This is a genomic window from Nostoc sp., assembly GCF_036917935.1.
Lineage (GTDB): Bacteria > Cyanobacteriota > Cyanobacteriia > Cyanobacteriales > Nostocaceae > Nostoc.
Window position 1 is genome coordinate 23,728 of the sequence record NZ_JBALEL010000029.1, and the last position, 20,627, is coordinate 44,354.

Annotated in this window: 18 protein-coding genes and 1 pseudogene; 10 read left to right on the plus strand and 9 right to left on the minus strand. The window is 44.6% G+C overall.

Translation table 11 applies throughout. The features are described from left to right. Positions 1-338 precede the first annotated feature (338 nt). The 5 genes and pseudogenes from V7K62_RS12915 to V7K62_RS12935 form a co-directional block, all read right to left on the minus strand. Positions 339-1,457 (minus strand): serine/threonine-protein kinase, encoded by a 1,119-nt coding sequence (locus tag V7K62_RS12915; RefSeq protein WP_334864463.1) that lies wholly within the window; start codon positions 1,455-1,457, stop codon positions 339-341. 590 nt (positions 1,458-2,047) lie between these two features. Beyond that, positions 2,048-2,608 (minus strand): hypothetical protein, encoded by a 561-nt coding sequence (locus V7K62_RS12920; RefSeq protein WP_334864464.1) that lies wholly within the window; start codon positions 2,606-2,608, stop codon positions 2,048-2,050. A 126-nt stretch (positions 2,609-2,734) separates the two neighbouring features. Then, positions 2,735-3,961, minus strand: a complete 1,227-nt coding sequence (locus V7K62_RS12925; RefSeq protein WP_334864466.1) for a type II secretion system F family protein — start codon at positions 3,959-3,961, stop codon at positions 2,735-2,737. A 97-nt stretch (positions 3,962-4,058) separates the two neighbouring features. Continuing rightward, positions 4,059-5,192, minus strand: a pseudogene (locus V7K62_RS12930) (type IV pilus twitching motility protein PilT); the annotation flags it as partial. A 121-nt stretch (positions 5,193-5,313) separates the two neighbouring features. Further along, a complete protein-coding gene (locus V7K62_RS12935) occupies positions 5,314-7,317 on the minus strand; it encodes a GspE/PulE family protein (RefSeq protein WP_334864470.1) in 2,004 nt (667 codons plus the stop codon). A gap of 475 nt (positions 7,318-7,792) precedes the next feature. On the opposite strand from V7K62_RS12935, the gene grpE reads away from it, so the two are divergent. Then, on the plus strand, positions 7,793-8,542 hold the full coding sequence (grpE, locus tag V7K62_RS12940) for a nucleotide exchange factor GrpE (protein ID WP_334864472.1): 750 nt from the start codon (positions 7,793-7,795) through the stop codon (positions 8,540-8,542). Positions 8,543-8,770: 228 nt separating this feature from the next. After that, entirely contained in the window at positions 8,771-10,729 is a 1,959-nt protein-coding gene (gene dnaK / locus V7K62_RS12945; protein WP_334864474.1) for a molecular chaperone DnaK, read from the plus strand. Between the two features lie 220 nt (positions 10,730-10,949). Here dnaK and V7K62_RS12950 read toward each other — a convergent pair whose 3' ends face one another. Continuing rightward, on the minus strand, positions 10,950-11,156 hold the full coding sequence (locus V7K62_RS12950; RefSeq protein WP_334864476.1) for a hypothetical protein: 207 nt from the start codon (positions 11,154-11,156) through the stop codon (positions 10,950-10,952). A gap of 240 nt (positions 11,157-11,396) precedes the next feature. Here V7K62_RS12950 and dnaJ point away from each other — a divergent pair, with 240 nt between their 5' ends. The 8 genes from dnaJ to V7K62_RS12985 all read left to right on the plus strand — a co-directional run bounded on the left by dnaJ (position 11,397) and on the right by V7K62_RS12985 (position 17,616). Continuing rightward, on the plus strand, positions 11,397-12,527 hold the full coding sequence (gene dnaJ / locus V7K62_RS12955; RefSeq protein ID WP_334864478.1) for a molecular chaperone DnaJ: 1,131 nt from the start codon (positions 11,397-11,399) through the stop codon (positions 12,525-12,527). A gap of 2 nt (positions 12,528-12,529) precedes the next feature. After that, positions 12,530-12,784 (plus strand): sulfurtransferase TusA family protein, encoded by a 255-nt coding sequence (locus tag V7K62_RS12960; RefSeq protein ID WP_442937270.1) that lies wholly within the window; start codon positions 12,530-12,532, stop codon positions 12,782-12,784. Beyond that, positions 12,781-13,923 (plus strand): small ribosomal subunit biogenesis GTPase RsgA, encoded by a 1,143-nt coding sequence (rsgA, locus tag V7K62_RS12965; protein WP_334864480.1) that lies wholly within the window; start codon positions 12,781-12,783, stop codon positions 13,921-13,923. Before V7K62_RS12960 ends, rsgA begins: the two co-directional genes overlap by 4 nt. Positions 13,924-14,130: 207 nt before the next feature. Beyond that, complete coding sequence (locus V7K62_RS12970; RefSeq protein WP_334864482.1) at positions 14,131-14,502, plus strand: hypothetical protein; 372 nt, start codon at positions 14,131-14,133, stop codon at positions 14,500-14,502. A 43-nt stretch (positions 14,503-14,545) separates the two neighbouring features. Further along, positions 14,546-15,115 (plus strand): Uma2 family endonuclease, encoded by a 570-nt coding sequence (locus V7K62_RS12975; protein WP_334864484.1) that lies wholly within the window; start codon positions 14,546-14,548, stop codon positions 15,113-15,115. A 469-nt stretch (positions 15,116-15,584) separates the two neighbouring features. After that, entirely contained in the window at positions 15,585-17,174 is a 1,590-nt protein-coding gene (locus V7K62_RS12980) for a glycoside hydrolase family 57 protein (RefSeq protein ID WP_334864485.1), read from the plus strand. Between the two features lie 69 nt (positions 17,175-17,243). Then, the gene (locus V7K62_RS31545; RefSeq protein WP_442937272.1) at positions 17,244-17,492 is read left to right on the plus strand and encodes a DUF6888 family protein; all 249 of its coding nucleotides are present in this window, start codon (positions 17,244-17,246) and stop codon (positions 17,490-17,492) included. After that, positions 17,419-17,616, plus strand: coding sequence for a DUF6887 family protein (locus V7K62_RS12985; protein WP_334864487.1), 198 nt, complete (start codon positions 17,419-17,421; stop codon positions 17,614-17,616). Before V7K62_RS31545 ends, V7K62_RS12985 begins: the two co-directional genes overlap by 74 nt. Positions 17,617-17,698: 82 nt before the next feature. Here the strand turns inward: V7K62_RS12985 and V7K62_RS12990 are convergent, their stop codons facing one another. From V7K62_RS12990 to V7K62_RS13000, 3 genes are all read right to left on the minus strand, one after another. After that, a complete protein-coding gene (locus V7K62_RS12990; protein ID WP_334864515.1) occupies positions 17,699-18,214 on the minus strand; it encodes a Uma2 family endonuclease in 516 nt (171 codons plus the stop codon). A 30-nt stretch (positions 18,215-18,244) separates the two neighbouring features. Further along, positions 18,245-19,312, minus strand: coding sequence for an SDR family oxidoreductase (locus V7K62_RS12995; RefSeq protein WP_334864488.1), 1,068 nt, complete (start codon positions 19,310-19,312; stop codon positions 18,245-18,247). Positions 19,313-19,629: 317 nt separating this feature from the next. After that, positions 19,630-20,580: a pentapeptide repeat-containing protein gene (locus V7K62_RS13000; RefSeq protein WP_334864490.1), complete on the minus strand. Its 951-nt coding sequence runs from the start codon at positions 20,578-20,580 to the stop codon at positions 19,630-19,632. Positions 20,581-20,627 lie beyond the last annotated feature (47 nt).

Consider the following 20,627-nt stretch of genomic DNA (forward strand, 5'->3'; position numbering starts at 1 on the left):
AACCCTGTTCTGGGGATTGGGGAATTACTTATATAGTTAGCGTTTGTAAATAGTAGTCAGTCTTCCTCATCTGTGGAAAACTACGAGAGCCATAAGATTAATTATTCTATCGATTATATAATAATCTGAATAGAAATATTTTTTTGAACTGTTAAACCTAGTAATTTTGCTTGTATCTTGGCAAGCGATAACTGAGTAAGTATTGAAGATAAACCCTGATGAATTAATCATCACTGACTATCAAATATAGTTAAAATTATTACTAAATTTGTTTTGGCTATTTTAAATTGCCCATGATTAATTATTCATTTGATACTTTCGGTAAAAAAGTCTTCAACTTAACTATGCGACCTTGTTTCCTTGAACCTTGCTCTCCATTTCCGAATGGCACTAGCAGTTCTGGCTACAGGTGGCAAGTATACATCATAATTTTCATGTTGTATAATTTCATGTTGTATAATTTCGTGTTGTATAATTTCGTGTTTTGTAATTTCGTGTTTTGTAATACTTTTATTATTTAATTTTTGGGTAGTTAGACAGTTAGCCAAAGTAGGCAAATAACTTTCATTACTTAAAGCTTTCATCACTTCATCGGCAGTCTTAAACCGATCATCTAAGGTAAGTTTCACCATTTTTCCTACAATCTGGGCGAAACTGTTGCTGATATTTACCTGTTTTTGCCAATATATTTCACCAGTATTTGAGTCGTAGTCCAATTCTAAAGGACTTTTAGCAGTCAACATATAAATACAAGTTACACCCAGTGCATAAATATCACTGGCATAAACTGGACGTAGAGAAAACTGTTCTGGTGGTGCAAATCCCTTAGTCCCGATAAAGTTGGTATTTGCAGCTTGATTGATTGAGTTTTCACAAGCATCAACTAATTGCTCTTTCACCGCACCAAAATCAATCAGCACTAACCGCCCGTCATATTCACACCGCAATAAATTCTGCGGCTTAATATCCCGATGAATCACATGATGTTTATGAAGATACTGTAATACAGGTAATAATTCCTGTAAAAACTGTTTAACTGAGGTTTCACTTTTGGGCCCAGTTTGCCGCACTTCTCGTGCCAAAGTCAAACCCGGCACATATTCTTGAATTAAAAAAAACTCCCCATTCGCCTGAAAGTAGTCTAATAGCATGGGAATTTGCGAATGACTACCGAGTTGACCCAAAATTTTTGCTTCTTTTTCAAAGCGCATACATGCCTTTTGCCAACTTTGGGGACTAGTCACTTTTGGACAAAGCTGTTTAATGACACACAGTGGATTCCCAGGTAATACGGCATTTTTGGCTAAAAATGTCACACCAAAACCACCTCGACCCAAAATTTGCAGTATTTCATAGCGATCGCGAAATAGCCGTTTGGAACCACACATCCTACCCAACTGAGTTTGTTGTGAAATGCTCTCTTGAGAATTCGTTATTTTCTGAGAAAAACGATTCATTAGTATAAAATATTAGCTCTTAAATGTCTCTAATTCTATGACAATTATTTATTGGCAACCGTAAGATTACTGAATCTTTGCAAAATCCTCATATTATTCTTATTCAAAAAATAAAAATAAATTTTTGTAGAACTAGCCCTTTTAAGGTATTATTTTACGAGCTAATTTGTAGTTTGGTTAAGAGAGGTGAAAATCTGTTGCGTGGCGGCTGCTATATAACAATTCTGTATGAAGATGCACATAATAAAACCCCCCTGGTTTAGCAAGTGGAGGGTAAATATATGCAGTTGCACAAAGAAACAATATTAACTCGCTTAGAGGTTGTTTGAAAAGTCCTCTTGTCGGTATCAAAATATTTTAGATCCCCCTAAATCCCCCTTATAAAGGGGGACTTTGACTCCGGTTCCCCCCTTTATAAGGGGAGCCAGCGCGGTCTTGGGGTCTCCCCAAGTGGAGCGACTGGCGTGGGTTAGGGGGGATCAAAGTGCCTAAAATCACAGCCAAATACTTTTCAAACATCCTCTTAGTACATTTATAGGTACGCAAGCACTTACACCCCTACAATGGAATGTTTTTTTAACTAGAAGTCCCTAAGCTGGTGGAATTTGTGAAGAGAAAATATCTGTGAAATTCTCCTCAACCAGCAAATCTGGTGTTTGTATAATAAATGGGAGTTCGGCTCCCACAAGACCTCTTGGGATACGTTCTAAAGTCTCACTAAAAACGACAAACAGAGGATATATAGTATTAGCTCCTTCACTCAAAATATGACTATGACACAGAGGCATCAACCACTCATAATCATTGTCCAGGCAAACTTGGGTTTGTCGCCAACGTCCTAACAAATCAGAAAAGTCTTCGTGAGCGCGATGAATAAAGACTAAAATTTCGGCTCCAGTTTTGATTTTCCACTCTGGATCGCACATCAAAATTGCCACATCACAGGGTAAGCAAATCGTTTGTGGGGCTGTTGTAGCAGTGTTGCGAAGGCGGACAATTGGCAAGGGTATAGTGATGACACTTTCATCTGGACGGCGCAGACTGGGAATCATCTCCAAGTATGGCCGATATTGCTTTAGTAAGGCGATCGCAGCTAGATGATTGCTGTACTCTGCCAAACTCGCTTCGTACTGAGATTTTTGCACAGTCATAGTTTATTAAATAGTGAAGAGTTAATAATAAAATTAATTAGTTAGAAGTTAAGAATAAGGAATAAAGAGTTTTAACTCCTAACTTCTAACCGGAGGCGGAGCATCTCCGGCTTTGCTCTTAATCCTCTATCCCAACGTTTCAAATACTTTAAACATAGGCAGATACATCGCTAGCAAAATGGTTCCAACCATTCCCCCTAGAACTACAATCATCACTGGTTCCAAAATACTGGTCATTGCTTTTACTGCCTGCTCAACTTCATCTTCATAGAAATCGGCAACTTTCATCAACATTGCATCTAATTCTCCAGTTTCTTCTCCGATACTAATCATCTGAATTGCCATAGCCGGAAAAACGCTTTCACTTTGTTGTAAAGCAATGCTAATCATACCTCCTTGCTGAATCTCAAGGCGGGCTGCATCTATGGCATTGGCAATCACTTGGTTTCCTGATGTATCTCGGACAATTTCTAAGCAAGTTAAAATTGGCACACCTGAACGAGTCAAAGAACCAAAAGTTCTGCTAAAGCGGGCGACCGAAGATTTTTGAATTAAGTCGCCAAACAAAGGCACCTTCAGGGAAAGACGATCAATTGTTAGGCGACCAGCAGGAGTTTTACCGAATTGTCCATAGGCAATTTTCAATCCGACAATAATAAAGACAAGGATGACAGCCTTCGGACTTCTCAAAAATTTACTAGCATCCATCAAAAATTGCGTTAGAGGTGGTAATGTAATACCAATTTGTTCAAAAATCGTGGCAAAAATGGGAATAAGAAAAATGGTCATGCCGAGGAAGATCGCAACTGCGATAAAACCCACGACCACTGGATAAGATAATGCTGATTTAATTTGGTTTTGTAAGCGAGCAACATCTTCTAATAACTTGGCTAAACGATTTAATACTTCGTCTAGAACACCACCAACTTCGCCAGCTTGAATCATACTCACATATAATCCATCAAAGCAGTCAGGATGTTTCCGCATTGACTCTGAAAGATTCATCCCGCTTTGAACATCAATGCTAATTTCCACAAGAGCTTGTTTCAGTTTAGGGTTACTACACTGTTCAGAAAGTACCCCCAGACTTCTAACGATCGCAACTCCCGCATTCATCAAAACGGCAAATTGACGCGAAAAAACGGCTTTGTCTTTCACAGAAACCTTAACTAAGGAATTCTGGAATTTTTTGAAGGCAACATCTGGCTGAAATCCTTGAGATTGCTTGAGTTCTTGGATTACAAAACCTTGATCTCTGAGATTAGTCCGAGCTTGTACCAAGGATTCGGCAACAATTTTTTCTGTTCGGGATTTCCCTTGAGAATCCCGCACACGGGCAACGTAGTTTGGCATAAATTAATTCAAAATGGGCATTGGGAAAGAAGAGGCACGAGGTAGGAGGCAGAAGTTCTTTAATTTTGAATTTTGAATTGATTTCTCCCCTGTTCCTCTAATGGGCTTTGGCCGCTGCTGCACCGGGTTTTGCACCTGCTGCCTGGGGCGGTGCCGCAGTACCGATGAGACGTTGGATTTCATCTGGCTTAGAAGTCTTAGACATCGCCGCTTCAAAGGAGATCGTTCCGGCTTTGTACATATCGGCTAAAACCTTCTCCAGAGTTTGCATTCCCAACTTGCCGCCAGTTTGAATAGCTGAGTAAATTTGAGCTGTTTTGCCTTCTCGAATCAAGTTGGAAATAGCAGGAGTGACAATCAGAATTTCTTGAGCCATTACCCGACCATATTCACCGGGTTTAGGGTTTTTCTTGGACACCAGGGTTTGGCTAAATACCGCCACTAAAGAGTTAGACAACTGCACCCGCACTTGGGTTTGTCTTTCATGGGGGAAAACGTCAATAATCCGGTCAACTGTCTGGGCAGCAGAACTGGTGTGTAGCGTACCAAATACCAAGTGTCCTGTTTCTGCGGCAGAAATCGCCAAAGAAATCGTTTCCAAATCGCGCATTTCCCCCACCAGAACAATATCTGGATCTTCCCGCAAAGCTGCTTTCAAAGCATTAGCAAAGCTCTTGGTATCTTCACCCAGTTGCCGTTGGTGAACCAAGCTTTTAATTGGTTCGTAGACAAATTCAATTGGGTCTTCCACCGTTAAAATATGCTCTGCCTTGGTGCGGTTAATCAAGTCAATCATTGCCGCTAGAGTAGTTGTCTTGCCGGAACCTGTAGGGCCTGTCACCAGAATTAGCCCTCTGGGTTTATCTGTCATTTCCCGCACGATATCTGGCAAACCTAATTTTTCAAAGTTAGGAATCTTAGAACTTAATGCCCGTAAGCAAGCAGCATAAGAACCACGTTCTTTATAGACATTGACCCGGAAGCGAGCTAAACCCTTAACACCATAAGAACAATCCAACTCCCAGTTCTGCTCTAAGGTTTTACGCTGGGTGTTATTGAGCATACTAAAAATCAGCCTTTGACATTGATCAGCTGTCAACACATGCTCACCGATGGGGGTGAGTTTGCCACTGATGCGGAAGTAGGGAGCCAAACCTGCGGATAAATGCAAATCCGAGCCACCCATTTCAATCAACTGCTCCATCAGGTCTTCAATCATCATTTCCATAGTTCTGCTTCCTTTTAATGTTTGTTATTTGTCCTTTGTCAGTTGTTTTACCCCTGCGGTAAGCCACTGGCGCGTCTATGTCATTTGTTTAAAGTTACTAACCATCGACCAATGACTATTAGTCTTAAAACCGAGATGTCATACAGTAGGGACAATCCAGCCATTCTGGTTTCAATGTGGCATCGCAAGTCAGGCAGGTAAGACCAATCTTGCGCTTGGCTTTTAATTCGGCTTCCAAACCAGTATCAGTAAACGTCACTCGTTCTACTTCTTCTAGAGTGGTGGAACCTTCGCGCACTAAGTCCAAACTGTAAGAGAGCAAGGTTTTCATCCCCTCTTCTATTGCCACTTCCTTAATACGTTCCGTGGGTGCGTCTTCGTTGATCAGAGTTTGCAGGTTTTCGGTGACTCGCATGACTTCATAAACACCACAACGCCCTTTGTAGCCGCCGCCATTACATTTTGGGCAAAGCTGATTTTTGGTTTTGGCTTCGGCGATCGCATCTAATGTCAAGGTGTTAGCTTTATAGAAGGTGACTTCGATATCTGAGGAAGCTGATAGACCATAACGACCCAATTCCTGGACGGTAGGAGTGTAGGGAATACGACATTCAGAACAGACACGCCGCACCAAACGTTGAGCTAAAACGCCAATTAGGGAACTAGAAACCATGAACGGCTCAATACCCATTTCTCCCAAACGAGCGATCGCACCTGGGGCATCATTGGTATGTAAGGTAGTTAATACCAAGTGACCGGTCAAAGCAGCTTCAATTGCTGTTTTCGCCGTTTCTTTATCCCGCGTTTCACCCACCAGCAGCACATCTGGATCTTGCCGCAAGAAAGCCCGCAATGCGGTAGCAAAATCCAGCCCTTTTTCCCGAATCACCTGTACTTGAGTAATCCCTGGAAGGCTGTATTCAATTGGGTCTTCTACAGTACTGATATTAATACCGGGATCATTCTTTTCTGATAATGCAGAATATAGCGAGGTTGTTTTCCCAGAACCAGTTGGCCCAGTCACCAAAATTAGACCAAAGGGACGGCTAACCATATCTTGGACAATTTGTAAAGTCTCCGGATCGGTAATTAACTTATCCAATCCCAGTTGGGTAGAAGAGTTATCCAAAATCCGTAGCACCACCTTTTCCCCGTAACGACTGGGTAAGGTGCTGACGCGGAAATCTACTTTACGTCCCTCAAACAGCCTTCGGATGCGTCCATCTTGGGGTATACGCCGTTCCGCAATGTCTAGATTGGAGATGATTTTAAATCGGGCTGTCACCGCCGGGATGATTTTTTTCGGTAGGGGAGGGAAAGCTTCGACCAGTATGCCATCCTTCCGAAAGCGAATCCGTAAATTTTCTTCTTGCGGTTCGATATGAATGTCAGAAACGCCTTCATGCAAGGCTTTAGCCAGGATTCTATTGACTAGGTTGATGACTGGGGCATCCTCTGCACCCTTCATCGCCGCCCCTAGATCAGCCTCCATTTCTTCCGGAGCATCCAAAAGATCGAGATTTCCGAGGTTTTCTAAATCCTGATTAATATCTGTAAACTTTGCTTGTTCCAGGTGCTTTTGCTGAACAGCCCTTTCATCCAGGTATTGGTTGATTAGCTGTTGGTAGTCTTCCTGTGTAATCACCATCCGCTGCAATGCCAAACCTTGGGGGCGCAAGATCCGGTTCAGGTCATCGGAAGCCTCTAGATTATCTGGAGCGACCATCGCCACTAAAACTGAAGGCGGGGTTTGGTCTTCGTGTTTCGACAGTGGTACTAAACGATGGCGACGACAAATATCCACTGGGATGAGGGTTTCAATCAGGTTCCCCATCATCGTGTTGCCAACGGAGCTGACTTCCGGATCGAGGAATTCAACACCGTATAATATTTTAAGTTCAAATAGCTGCTGTTTTTTGTATTGCCTGAGCAACTCAGGCGATAGTTGTTGCCCAGTGATTGACTCTAGTACTTCCGTTAGGGGTCTGCCAGATTTGCGGCTTTCAATTAGTGCTTGCCTCATCTGTTCGGTATTGACATAGCCAGATTGCACTAGCTTGTTGCCGAAGGGCGAAAACTCTGTTCTGGTAGTTAGAGCGGTACTGCGCCGGTGTGCTGACGAGTTCATAAATGAGCAATTGATTTGGGGAAACCTCTGCTTAAAGTATTCCCGTACTGTGAGACAGAATTCTCATTTCCCAAAAAAGTCCTGAGTCAGGTCGCTTTGCTCGGAATTAAAAATTAAAAATTAAAAATATTTTCAAATAAGATGAGACTGTTGGCGAATTGCGATCGCTATCCTCAAAAGCTTGAGATGTCGTAGCGTCTCACCCCAGAAATTGCGGTTTACATGAATTCGCCAACAGTCTCATAAGATCGGGGACGAGTCACATTCAGCGCTACTCTTGCAAATTACTCGTTCGGGTTCCCGCCTTAGTGGCTTCTGGGCTAACGTGTACACCATTTGCCACAATAAGAGGACGGTTACATCACTTCCAGGAACTTGTCGGCAATAAAATCAGCCTCAGTTGCCAGTCGTGGATGACGACGGTTGCAAGCTGTGGAGATACACTGCCATAAATAGGATCTGGAATGAATAGACAATGATCGATGAAAATAAACAGATAAACAATACAAGCCAGCAATTGGGTGAACCAACAGAGGTAAAGCAAGCAATGAAGAGTGACTCCCCAGCCCAAATTAATTTCAATGAATCTGGTAGCGAGGTTACAGAGCAAGTGGCAGCCCAAACCAATGTATCGGGGGATACGGCTACTCTCAATTCCGAAAATAGCGCCCCTACAACCGAGAAAACGGAAGTCGAAAGGGCAGCTTTGGCAGAACTGACTCAATTTGTTGAGTCCCTGAAAACACAACTAGAAGAGCGTAGTACTCAATATATGCGGATTGCCGCTGATTTTGAGAATTACCGGAAACGCACTAGCAAAGAAAAAGAAGAGCTAGAGGTGCTGATGAAGCGGAACACGATTCTGGAATTGCTGCCAGTGGTCGATAATTTTGAGCGGGCGCGATCGCACCTCAAACCACAATCTGATGGCGAAATGACTATGCACAAAAGTTATCAAGGCGTTTACAAACAATTAGTAGATAGCCTGAAGCGCTTAGGTGTATCGCCAATGCGTCCTGAAGGTCAAGAATTTGATCCTAACCTGCACGAAGCAGTAATGCGGGAACCTACGGATGAACATCCTGAAGGAACAGTGTTAGAAGAGTTAGTGCGCGGATATTTCTTGGGCGAGCGTGTGCTGCGCCATGCAATGGTCAAAGTAGCTGCTCCCAAGGAAGATAGCCCTGCTGCACCAGAAGATCAGTCGAGTCAAGCCAACAGTTAAGCTGTAATCGCTCACCTCGCTGACCGCAAGTGCCTGGGTTCTAGCAAGGGACTTGCATCGCGTACCTAAAACTTGGACAAGGCTTTGGATAACTCTCTGTGTTTCAACTTCTCTCTTGCTACCAGCAAGAGGGGTTCCACAGACGTTATCCGCTAGCCTTGGTTCGGAGCAAAAAAGTTAGTCCGCGACAGATTACAGCAGAAAGACTCAGTAAAAATACTGGCGAATATGGGAAAAGTTATTGGGATCGACTTAGGCACTACTAACAGTTGCGTCGCAGTTTTGGAGGGCGGTCAACCACTGGTAATCTCCAATTCTGAAGGTGGACGAACTACTCCAAGTATTGTGGGATTTGGGAAGAGTGGCGATCGCTTGGTTGGTCAATTGGCAAAGCGCCAAGCCGTAACCAATGCCGAAAACACAATTTACAGTATTAAACGATTCATCGGCCGGCGTTGGGAAGACACTGAAATAGAACGCGATCGCGTTCCCTACAACTGTGTCAAAGGTCGAGACGATACCGTTGATGTCCAAATTCGCTCAAAAAACTACACGCCACAAGAACTATCCGCGATGATCCTGCAAAAGCTCAAGCAGGATGCGGAAAACTTTTTGGGTGAGGAAGTCACTCAAGCAGTGATCACGGTACCGGCATATTTCACAGATGCCCAAAGACAAGCAACTAAAGACGCTGGCACAATTGCCGGACTAGAAGTCCTGCGAATCATCAATGAACCAACAGCTGCGGCTTTAGCTTTCGGATTGGAAAAGCAAGACCAAGAGCAGCTAATTTTAGTATTTGACTTGGGAGGCGGTACCTTTGACGTATCGATCTTGCAACTTGGGGATGGCGTTTTTGAAGTTAAAGCAACTTGTGGTAACAACCACTTGGGTGGAGACGACTTTGATAATGCGATCGTGCTTTGGATGATGGAACGCTTCCAAGAACAAGAGAAAATCGACCTTTCCAAAGACAAGATGGCGCTGCAACGCCTGCGGGAAGCAGCAGAAAAGGCAAAAATTGAACTCTCCAGTATGGTGAATACCTCCATCAACTTGCCGTTTATCACGGCTGATGACACCGGGCCAAAGCATCTGGAGATGGATCTGAGCCGCTCTAAATTTGAAGAACTCGCAGGGAAATTAATTGAAACGACGATCGAACCAATGATCCAAGCGCTTAAAGATGCGGATCTCAAACCACAAGCCATAGATCGGATTATTTTGGTAGGTGGTTCTACGCGTATCCCCGCAGTCCAAAACGCGCTGATTAAGTTTTTCAATGGCAAAGCTCCCGATCGCTCTATCAACCCTGACGAAGCCGTAGCATTGGGAGCAGCTATCCAAGCAGGTGTGTTGGGTGGCGAAGTCGATAATCTCTTACTATTGGATGTCACCCCTCTGTCCTTGGGAATTGAAACTTTGGGTGAAGTGTTCACCAAAATTATTGAACGTAATACCACAATTCCTACAAGTAGGTCACAAGTTTTTTCCACCGCAGTTGATGGACAAACCTCAGTAGAAATTCACATTCTCCAAGGTGAACGGGCAATGTCACGAGATAACAAGAGTCTCGGCAAGTTTCTGCTAGCAGGAATACCCCCATCGCCCCGTGGTGTGCCGCAAATTGAAGTATCCTTTGAAATCGATGTCAACGGCATCCTGAAGGTTTCTGCCCAAGACAAAGGTACTGGTAGAGAACAGAGTGTTCGGATTACCAATACAGGTGGTTTGAGTAGCAGCGAAGTCGAACGGATGCGCCAAGAAGCTGAACTGTTTGGCGAAGAAGATAGTAAACGTAAAGAACTGGTTGAACTCAAAAACCAAGCTGATAATCTGGTGTTCAGTTACGAATCCACCATCAAGGATAATGGCAACTTTATCGGCGAACAGATGAAAACCTTGGCCAGTGAAAAAGTTTCACAACTCCAAGCTGCCATGATTGACTCCAGCATCTCCACAGTGGAATTTAAGCAGCGCTTAGACGACTTCCAACAAACCCTGCTTGCAATTGGTGCTGATGTCTACAATCGAGCTAACAGCCAAAGTGATGAAATTGAAGAGGCTTCAGCTAGTCTGTTTACCCCAGAAATGGACTCACCAATGAATGGCACACTAATACCACAATTCAATTTTGATTTTGACGAAGAAAGTACCGCACAAGCTGATTATGAGGCGATAGATTAGGGGTTGGGCATTGAGCATTGGGCATGGGGCATGGGGCATGGGGCATTGGGCATTGGGCAGTTGAAAGTTGAAAGTTGAAAGTTGACAGATGTCCACTGTTCACTGTCCCCACTCCCTAATTTGCAAATTTTTATTAAGACATTTTAATATATCTAAATATTTAGCGAAGTTTCACAAGACCCCAGCGGTTTGCTAGATTGTAGAAGCAAATTACTTTGGGCTAGGCAGTTTGCCAGTTCAAAGCCACTTCCATTGCATAAGGGTGGTTTTCCACACCTAATGGTGCGGCTAGCCCCTCTGGTTGATGGGCGAGGTTTTCCTCTCCTACGTAGCACAATTGTAAAAGAGACAGCCGACTCGGCAGTGAGAAGTCTGAGCAGAGGCTTACAACCAGCTCATAACTTCTATCGCTTTTGTCGTCTCCCACGAGGAAAGCACCTGTTGCTCAAGATTTGTCGGTGATTTTTGTAAAAGGTAAAGGGTAAAATCAGTTATTAACAAAAATTAATTTTATCTTCTGCCTGCCCTCCGGCAAGCCGCCCTCTAGAGGATAATGTGTTGCTCTTGCATATCTGTAGGCAAAACACTTATCCATAGGGTAGCAAGTGACCGTGAATGACGTTCTACTGACTTCTGCTTTCTGACTTCTAACTTTTACCTTTGCTATATGGCCCGCGACTATTATGAAATCCTGGGTGTCTCTCGTGACACTGACAAAGAAGAAATCAAACAAGCCTATCGCCGTTTAGCCCGGAAGTATCACCCAGATGTGAACAAAGAACCGGGGGCGGAGGATCGCTTTAAAGAAATTAACCGCGCTTATGAGGTACTCTCAGAACCCGAAACCCGCGCTCGTTACGATCGCTTTGGCCCAGAGGGTGTATCAGGTGCTGCTGGCGCGGGCTTTCAAGATGTCGGTGATATGGGTGGTTTTGCCGATATCTTTGAAAGCATTTTTAGTGGCTTTGCCGGCGGTATGGGTAGTCCCACGCAACAAAGACGGCGTAGTGGGCCTGCCAGAGGTGATGACCTGCGGCTAGACCTGAAGTTAGACTTTCGGGAAGCGGTATTTGGCGGCGAAAAAGAAATTCGCATTTCCCATCTAGAAAATTGTGAAGTTTGTAGCGGTTCTGGTGCTAAACCTGGAACCCGCCCTCGGACTTGTTCGACTTGTGGCGGATCGGCTCAAGTACGCCGTGTAACGAGAACACCCTTTGGCAGTTTCACCCAAGTCTCGACTTGTCCCACCTGTAATGGAACAGGGATGGTAATTGAAGATAAGTGTGATGCGTGTGATGGTAAGGGCGCAAATCAAGTCACAAAGAAACTCAAAATTACCATTCCCGCTGGGGTGGATAATGGCACACGCTTGCGGATTTCTAGTGAAGGAGATGCTGGTCAACGTAGTGGCCCTCCTGGGGATTTATACGTCTACTTGTTCGTGAATGAGGATGAGGAATTTCAACGGGATGGGATTAATATTCTCTCGGAAATCAAAGTTAGCTACCTACAAGCGATTTTAGGTTGTCGGTTAGAGGTAGATACAGTAGATGGGCCAGTAGAATTAATCATCCCAGCTGGAACTCAGCCGAATACAGTGATGAAGTTGGAAAATCGCGGCGTACCCCGCTTGGGTAATCCCGTAAGTCGTGGGGATCACATGCTGAACGTATTAATTGATATTCCCAATAAAGTCACCCCAGAGGAGAGGGAACTATTGGAGAAGCTGGCTAAAATTAAGGGCGATCGCACTGGTAAAGGCGGTTTAGAAGGATTCTTGGGAAATTTATTTAAGTGATAATGCCCTCTTCTCTTTTAACTCCCGATGCTCAACTTGATTTACGCGGCACCCCTTGCCCGATTAATTTCGTGCGGACAAAACTACGTCTGGAGAAAATGCCATTGGGAGGTTTGCTAGAAGTCTGGCTAGACCCCGGCGAACCGATTGAGCAGGTTCCTGATAGTTTGACAATGGCAGGTTATCAGGTAGAACAAATTACAGACTGCACTAGTTATTTTTCTCTATTAGTGCGTCGTCCAGTTACTAGCCAATGACAGGGGAAAATTTTGCCGCAACTGGACAGTTATTGGGTACGGTGGTGGCTGTACAGGCCAATTTTTACCGAGTACAGCTGGATGAAGAGGATGGGGAGATGAAGAGCAGGGAAGCAGAGGAGAAACTGAATTTAAATGTCCCTCTGCCCCACTGCCCCACTGCCCCCTTACCTCCTCTTCTCCTGCTTTGTACTCGCCGAACACGTCTGAAAAAAATCGGACAACAGGTGATGGTCGGCGATCGCGTTGTGGTAGAAGAGCCAGATTGGGCTGGGGGACGGGGGGCGATCGCTGATGTTCTACCTCGCCAAAGTGAGTTAGATCGTCCGGCGATCGCCAATGTCAACCAAATCCTCTTAGTATTCGCTGTTGCCGATCCACCTTTGGAACCTTATCAGCTGAGTCGGTTTCTGATTAAAGCTGAGTCTACTGGCTTGGATGTGCTTTTATGCTTGAATAAAAGTGATTTAATTTCCCCGCAGGAGCAACAACAAGTTAGCGATCGCCTGCTTGGTTGGGGCTATCAGCCGATATTTATCAGTGTTAAAGATGGTATAAATACTGAACAAGCAGCCAGATATTTGAGCAATAAAATCACTGTAATTGCTGGGCCTTCCGGCGTTGGCAAATCCAGCCTGATTAATACGCTGATTGACTCTCTTGAGCTGCGAGTCGGGGAAGTTTCTGGCAAACTGGCTCGTGGTCGTCATACCACTCGCCATATAGAATTATTTGAGTTACCTAGCGGTGGTTTGCTTGCAGACACCCCCGGTTTTAATCAGCCGGACATAGATTGTATACCAGAAGAATTAATCCATTATTTCCCAGAAGCCAGAGAGCGGCTAGCAGTTGCTAGCTGTCGGTTTAGTGATTGTCTGCATCGAGACGAACCTGAGTGTGCGGTGCGGGGAGACTGGGAACGATATGAACATTATTTAGAATTTTTGGACGCTGCGATCGCTCATGAAACTCAGCTGCATCAACAAGCCGATCCAGAATCCACCATGAAGTTAAAAAGCAAAAGCAAAGGCAAAGGGCAGAGTCAATACGAACCCAAGCTAGAAAGTAAAAAATATCGCCGGATTTCCCGCAAGACTCAGTTACAAGACTTGCAAGAGTTATATCGGGATGAGGAATAAGGGATTTCCAACAAATAAATTATCCAATCTTGTGGGGTGGACATCTTGTCCGCTCATAGCCAAAGGCTCTCGTGTCGCCCACCCCACAAGAAGTAGTTGAGTATTTTTTTATTTGTCAGTCCCTAAGGAGTGCGATGTCTACGAGGGGCTGTGCCTATGCAAAGGTTGGTCACGATAGCATAGATACAAACATAAAAACTATCTTGTATGTCTCAGCCTCTTGCCACCACCCCTAGTGTAAAAGATGTCACTGAGAGTAGAATTTTCCCACCAGGTGATATCTATAGTGACGAGACCCCCTTGGAATCTGACTTACACCGCGAACAAATTGATTTACTCATCCGCCTGATTAAATGGCAGTTAGGGCTGTATTTGGCAGTATATATGGGCAAATTACGCTTTCTTACACCAGAGAGGCAACTGGTGATGTTGCCAGAGGAAGAATCAAATCAACAGTTGCAGCAAGCAAACAAACAATTACAGCAAGCAAATCAACAACTAGAACAAGAACGTCAACGGGCTGCAATATTGGCAGAACGTTTACGATCCGCAGGTATTGATCCTGAGCAAATATTCTGAAAAATAGAATTTTATCTCTAAACTAGGCATGGAAAATAGTGCTATGAACCAAACAATATCTGATAAAGTCCGTTGGACAACCTCAGACTTAGAATTACTCACAACTGACGAATGGAAGCGCTATGAGATTATTGACGGAGAGCTATTTGTGACTAGAGCGCCTCACTGGAGACATCAAGGAACTGCGGGTAATATATCCTTAGAGTTACAAATTTGGTCTCGCTCTAGTGGGCTGGGGGAAACCCGTCAAACTCCCGGCATAATTTTTACAGATGCCGATAATGTCATACCCGATGTAGTTTGGATTAGTCGTGAGCGTTTAGCACAATTGCTAGATGACGAAGGGCATTTGAGAGGAGCGCCAGAACTCATTGTGGAAGTGCTTTCTCCTGGGACAACTAACGAACGTCGAGATCGAGAAGCAAAGCTGAAACTATACTCATCCACAGGAGTCCAAGAATATTGGATTGCAAATTGGCAATTACAGCAACTAGAAGTTTATCGCCGAGAAGCTGCCCAATTAAAACTGCTCGCAACCTTGTTGATTGATGACGAAATCACATCACCATTGTTACCAGGTTTCGGCGTTCGAGTTCAGCGTTTTTTTGTATAATTCTGGCGTAGGCGTAGCCCGCCTTCGGCATCGCTTTTCAAACTCAACTTCACCGGAGAAGGCAAAATTAACAATTAACAATTCAAAATTAACAATTAAAAATTTAAAATTGTACCCTTACAAGGAAGCAAGCTACGCGCAGCATTTTGTAGAGAAGAAAATTTCAGACGTGGATTTAAACGCTGACTGAAACTGAAGCTACGCGAACGTGGCTCAAAAATAATTATTAAACTGCCAAGGCGTAAAGGTCACAAAAGGACTGTAACTTAGAAACCCAATTTTTCTACTGCAACAAGCCAACCAAGAACTAGAACAGGAATGACAACGGGCTGAAAGATTGGCATAAGGTTTTTAAATTAATTGAAAACTGCTATAAATCTACTTTACGATCCCCATAAAGTCTTAAAATATTGTTGATTTCTGCCAAACCTCTCGACCTTCAACTTACAAGTATCACCCCAAAATCACTATGGCTATCGGCTACGTCGCGCTTGTACTCCACGCACATCTGCCCTTCGTTCGTCACCCAGAAAGTGACTACGTGCTGGAGGAAGAATGGCTCTATGAAGCCATCACAGAAACCTACATTCCCTTATTGAAAGTATTTGAAGGCTTAAAGCGAGACGGTATCGACTTTAAAATCACGATGAGTATGACACCCCCTCTAGTGTCGATGCTTCGCGATCCTCTGCTTCAAGAACGCTATGAAGCACACTTAGCCCAACTAGAAGAACTTATACAACTAGAAGCAGAACATAATATCAACAAGGGGCATCTTCGTTATTTAGCCGAACATTACGCTACTGAGTTTAGCGAAGCGCGTCAGCTATGGGAACGCTACGACGGTGACTTGGTGACAGCTTTTAAGAAGTTCCAAGATAGTAACAACCTGGAAATCATCACTTGCGGCGCTACTCACGGCTATTTGCCGTTGATGAAAATGTATCCACAAGCAGTGTGGGCGCAAATTCAGGTAGCCTGCGAACATTATGAGCAAACCTTTGGACAAGCTCCCAGAGGCATTTGGTTGCCGGAATGCGCCTACTATGAAGGTTTAGAGCGGATGCTAGCTGATGCTGGCTTACGCTACTTCCTCACTGATGGGCATGGCATCCTTTACGCCCGTCCCCGTCCGCGCTTTGGCACTTATGCCCCAATTTATACAGAAACTGGTGTTGCTGTCTTTGGTCGAGATCATGAATCTTCCCAACAGGTATGGTCTTCTGAGGTGGGCTATCCTGGGGCAGCGGAATATCGAGAATTTTACAAAGATTTGGGCTGGGAAGCAGAATATGAGTACATCAAGCCCTACATTATGCCTAATGGCCAGCGTAAAAATACGGGTATTAAGTATCATAAAATAACGGGGCGTGGCTTAGGTCTATCAGATAAGGCGCTCTATGATCCGTATTGGGCTAGGGAAAAGGCAGCAGAACACGCTGCTAACTTTATGTATAACCGAGAGCGGCAATCGGAGAATCTCCATGCTCTAATGGGGCGGCCGCCAATTATCGTTTCGCCTTATGACGCAGAGTTATTTGGACATTGGTGGTATGAAGGCCCTTGGTTCATCGATTACCTATTCCGCAAATCGTGGTATGACCAAGCAACATATCAAATGACCCATTTAGCAGACTATTTGCGAGATCAGCCAACTCAGCAAGTTTGTCGTCCTTCGCAGTCGAGTTGGGGTTTCAAGGGTTTCCACGAGTATTGGTTGAATGAAACGAATGCGTGGATTTATCCACATTTGCACAAAGCTGCTGAACGGATGATTGAAATCTCGCACCTAGAACCAGAGGATGAGTTGGGGTGGAAAGCATTGAACCAAGCAGCGCGGGAATTGTTATTAGCACAATCTTCCGACTGGGCTTTTATTATGCGGACGGGAACTATGGTACCTTATGCAGTCAGACGGACGCGATCGCACCTGATGCGGTTCAATAAACTCTATGAAGACGTTAAAATCGGCAAAATTGACAGTGGTTGGCTGGAAAAAGTCGAGTTAATGGATAATATCTTCCCTGAAATTAACTATCGCGTCTACCGTCCGTTGTAGTCTCACAAAAAATAATCAACAGTAGTAGGGTGGGCAATGCTCACCTTATATTAGTAGTGAGGAGCGTTTATTTTACCAACAACAGAGCAAGCCTTAGCCTGTGTACGGGTTTGTCAAATGCTGTCAAATCTGTACAAAGATATCCGCTTATTTCGATTTGACGACAAAAGCGGAGAAGTTTACATTTTATCTGCGGATGAACTGCAAATTATTGTTTATCGCAATGGCGAATGGGAGTTTGTCAATGAACCCGAATTATCAGCAAATGAGTTTTACAGAATTGAGAGCTTACGTTGTGGAAAACCACGAAGACATTGAAGCTCTACGTTTTTTGATGAGCAAACGTAACCCTAATTCTCCAAAGTATCCTATGCCTGTGACAGAAGCTGATATGCAAGCCCAGATGGAAATCATCAGGCGCAAGATTAACGGAGAGCTTTGAGATTATTTTCTAACTTTAGTAAGCATAATTAAGGTGGGTAAATCATACTCACCCGATTATTTTATTACCACTGCCGGATTAGCTAAAGGCTATCTGGATCAATATTTAATTCTCGAAGTTTAGCAGCTAATCTTTGCGCTTTCTCTTCTGCGGCTTGTCGTGCAGCTGCTTCCTCTTCATGAGTTAGGAGTGTTTGACCCGCAGCTGGATTGTAAAAACGCAGTTTTCCCGCTTCTAGGCGTAACTCTAGCCCCAAAACTTCACTGTGTAGGGACACTGTACCATCTGGCAAGGTATTAGTTGCCAGTGGGAAATAGTTCCCATTGATTAAGTGTAAACCCTGGAGTTGGGGATTGAGATAATCGCCTGTGGGGTCATATTGGAAATATTCACGCACTCCCAGAAAGGCGTAAATTCCTTTCTTTGCACCTTGGTCTTTGCTGCGGGTACTTTTTGAGGTAATCTCTAGAACAAAATCTGGGGTTTGATTATTTTCTTCCCAGGTTTTGTAAGATCGTCTGTCACGGTTTTCCACTCCAAACACCACAAATACATCTGGTGCAACAACTGATTCTGGATAACCTTTTTCGTAGTAAATAAAACGCTACCAGTACCATCCACCGAGGTTCTACGGAATCAACCGATCTGCGCGTAGTTGCTCGAACAGGTCAAAAAACGACTCGTCCGTTTTCTGGTATATCGAGAAGCCGAGTTTGCGGCTCTTCGACATGTCGGTCATAACCTCAATCGGACGCCCAAGATCGAGATCGGTGTGCCATGCAGACGACAGACGGCTCAGATCCGGCTCGGCGAGGTCATGCTGCTTTGCGATCTCGCGCCAGAGAGCATCTTCATTCGCCATTTCGGCTTCGAGCGGGTGGGTTGTGCCGTCGAACCCGATGGGATCGATGCCGAACCAGTCAGCTAGCCGCCCCCACAACCATATCCAGCGGAAGATGTCGCCATTGACGACGTTAAACGCCTCGTTGTGGGCCGCTTCGGTCTTCGCCGCCCAGACTAGATGCTTCGCCACCACCCGCGCGTCGGTCATGTCGGAGATGCCCTTCCACTGCGCTTCAGAACCTGGCCAGCGAAACGGGCGCCCGGTTTCCTTGCAAATCGCGGCATACACGGCCAGCGTCGTGCCGAGGTTCATTGCATTGCCGACCGCCTTTCCAATGACAGTGTGAGGGCGATGAATGCTCCAGGTGAAACCGTCACGGGCGGCGGCGGCATAGACCTCATCTTCCTGAGCATAATAGAAATTTTCGACGTCGAGCCGGGGATGTTCCTCGCGCAATGGAGTTTCTGGCAGCGATCCGCCGCTGGCGTATGCATCGAATGGCCCGAGATAGTGCTTGAGTCCGGTGACGAGGGCGACGTGCTGCACTGAGTCCTTTGGTGACAGAACATCTAGCAGATTGCGAACCATCGTGCCGTTGACCCTGACGTTCTCGGCCTCGGTCGCCTTACGCATCCACGTTGTGATGAAGATGTGTGTTGGGGCGATGTCTGACAGCGCAGTTTTCAGGCTAGCTAGATCGAGCAAATCGGCAGCAACAGGGCGTAACCCTTCCACCTCGTTTCTAAGATTTCGGGCCAACCCATAGGTCGTCCATCCATTCGCGATCAGTTCTCTCGCAAGATTGCTGCCGATGATGCCGCTCGCGCCCACAACTAAGGCTGTTCCATCCATGTCGTTTCTCCAGTTCCAGTACGGAAATTTTATATGTAATATCCAGATTTGGATATCAATACCTTTGCCAATTTTTTAGAAAGCCCGCACAATGCGGGTTTCGGGATATAGGTTTAAAGCCCAATTCAAAAGCCTGAAACCATTGTAATCCAAGGGATTGAGCCTTTTTGTCTCCCCCTAACCCTCTAATTTTGGCAGAGGTATTGGATAATGCCTTCATCTTCATTAGCTTCATAAACATTAGAGACTTCCATAAGTTAATATAAATATTTTTGAATAATTACATAATCCTCCGAAGGGAATTTGGATATAAATATTTAAGTCTCATACACAGTTTCTTCATCTTCAAGCTTTTCTTCCGCACAACTATCATTGCGTATAGTCCCATCAGGCATAATTGTATTGCAAAAAATAGCCATTCTCGTCTGGGCGTCAATTAGGCTAGCTTGCTCAAGGTCTGCGTCGGTCAAATCCGCATAATCTAAATCTGCACCTTCGAGATTAGCTTGAAAGAGGGTCGCACCACTGAGGTCAGCACCATTCAAATTAGCCTGATTTAAGTTTGCTGTACTCAAGTCGGCATCGCTTAAATCAGTATTTCTTAGATCAAACCCTCGCAACTGAGCGCCAGCAGCAATCTGTATAGCTGCTTGAGATACTAGTATTGGGTAAATCTCATCGCTAGACAGAGTTCTTGGAGACTCTACTGGACCTGGTGGATAAATACAATTATCGAATATTGTCTCTGAGTCGTAGACACATCCATTCAATCTCACATAGCTCAGATTAGCTTGACTTAGGTCGGCTCCTCTGAGCGTTGCTCCCTCCAAAGACCCCGATGTGAGATCAATCCCCTTCATGTTTGCCCCTCGGAGGTTTGCATGACTAAACGAAGCAGAAAAAGCTTTTGCACCTTCGAGATTGGCTTCTCTCAAGTCAGCATTGTTCAAACTAGCTTCCCGTAATCTTGCGCCCCTCAAATCAGCATTACATAAATTTGCCCCTGACAGTATTGTTTCATCCAAATTAACTTGAACTAAACTAGCCCCCTCAAGATTAATTCCTTCTAAATCAGCGAGATCCAATCGCGCACCATCTAGAACAGCACCTTGTAAATTGGCGTTCTGCATCTCGATGCGGTATAACATAGCGTCCTTGAGGATAATTCCTGGTAAATCAAAATTTTCTAGGCTGCTTCCTTTGATGCGAATTCCTGTGAAGTCTCTTTCACCAGCAGCATAACGTTGAATTAGTTCTCTAGCGTCCATAGTTGGCGAATTATATTAACTTATCAACAGATTTTTTTAAACACTTA